The following is a 1,604-nucleotide window of genomic DNA, read 5'->3' on the forward strand; positions in this document are numbered from 1 at the left end:
CCCACAGAACGATTGGAAGTGATCAGAATCGATCCCTTCTCGTAGCGCCGCGACACCAGTTGGAAGAACAAGTGTGCGGCATTGGCCTCGAAGGGCAAATAGCCCAGCTCGTCGATGATCAATAATTTCGGCCGCGACAAGGTCGTCAACTGTTTGTCCAGCGAGCCATCGGCATGTGCCTTGGCCAGCATCGCCACCAGCGTCGCTGCCGTGACGAACTGCACATTGTAGTTCTGGCGGAGCGCCTCAGCAACAGACGAGACGAGCGGATAAATCTGCGGCTGGCGGCGCTTCAAACGGAAAAGCCGTGGAGTCCGACCGGCCCAGTCGATCTGATCGAGGCGCAATGCCACCACTTCCCCGCTGCGCATTCCATAGACCGCAAGCAGCAGCAGGATTGCACGATCGCGGATGTCCCGCGGCTTGTCGGTCTCGGCATCGGCCAACATGCGTTGCACGTCTGACCAGTCCGGGGCATACGGCAGAGACTCCTGTCGGTAGAGCCGGGGGCGGCAAATCGATCCGGCTAGGCTGTCGGCGCACATTCCCCGCTTTCCTGCGTAGCGCAGAAATCCGCGCAGAGCCGAAGCCGTGTTGGCGACGGAGACGCGGGACCATCGTCCCGTTGCCTGGGTAACGAAATAAGCGTCGATGTCCGCGGCCTGAAGAGCCCCGAGTTGCCGGTTCGTCTGCTCGCACCAGCGCAGGAACCTACCGATCACACGGGTCCATTGCTCGAGCGTCGATAGTGTGAAGCCGCGCTCATCGCGCATCCATCTCACATACTCATCGAGTTGGTTCTGATACCCGAACCCGGCGCTCGGTTCACGCCACCAACCGAGAAATCGAAGCCAAGGTCGTCCGATATCGACTACTCTTCGCGCCGCGGTGACCGCTCCGTGGGCCTGTTGCCTCTCAATGGCAATCCGTCGAAGTGCATCGATGTCGATGCCTTCCGAAGCGGCATCCGGGCCGAGACGCGTAGCAATCCACAACAGCTCGCTGCGCTTGGTTCTGAGAGAAAAAGGAGTGGCGCCGCGTTCCGCGCAGTGGCGAAGGTAACGACTCCGCTGTTCGGCAAACGGCGCGTCATCATTGTGGTGGCCCGACAAGTGGCCGGCATCAGTCGTCTGATCCATAGCAAACCTCCAATTGGAAAAGGCTTGCTAGCCAGCCATTAAGTTATGTTGCGTCAAGGACCCAACGACGGCCAGACTCCTGAGAAAGAAAAGGGCTTCCGCAACATAAATTTGGCCGCAACATAACGGCTGTAGCGGTAACCGTCCGGGTGGCGCTCGATGTATTCGTCCCAGAGGACCTGCAGCGTCACATGCTTACGCTTCAGCTCCCGGTGGACCTCCGCCCAGTCCGGCTCCGGCGCGCGGCGATGGCCCGTCTTGGTGCCCGCCGCCTTGTAGAGCGCGACCTCCAGAACCGCGTCGCTGACCTCCTCGCCAAGCGGCCAGGAAAGTCCTGCCGCCTCCGCACGCCGCAGCGTCTCGCGCACCGTCGAGGGCGCTGCCCCCTGTCATCGGGCGATGAATATTCCCTGATGGTGGGCATCGAAAATTCCCTAGTTGGCGCTGCTGCCGCCAGTTCCGGGA

General features: G+C 61.2%; 3 pseudogenes. All 3 read right to left on the minus strand.

The features are described 5' to 3' along the window. Window positions 1-248: pseudogene (gene istB, locus EOA27_RS41205) on the minus strand (IS21-like element ISSme2 family helper ATPase IstB); the annotation flags it as partial. Window positions 249-278: 30 nt separating this feature from the next. Further along, window positions 279-1,139, minus strand: a pseudogene (locus EOA27_RS43235) (site-specific integrase); the annotation flags it as partial. 122 nt (window positions 1,140-1,261) lie between these two features. Continuing rightward, window positions 1,262-1,519, minus strand: a pseudogene (locus EOA27_RS35740) (IS21 family transposase); the annotation flags it as partial. Window positions 1,520-1,604: the final 85 nt, after the last annotated feature.

It is taken from the genome of Mesorhizobium sp. M2A.F.Ca.ET.037.01.1.1 (assembly GCF_003998075.1).
GTDB lineage: Bacteria > Pseudomonadota > Alphaproteobacteria > Rhizobiales > Rhizobiaceae > Mesorhizobium.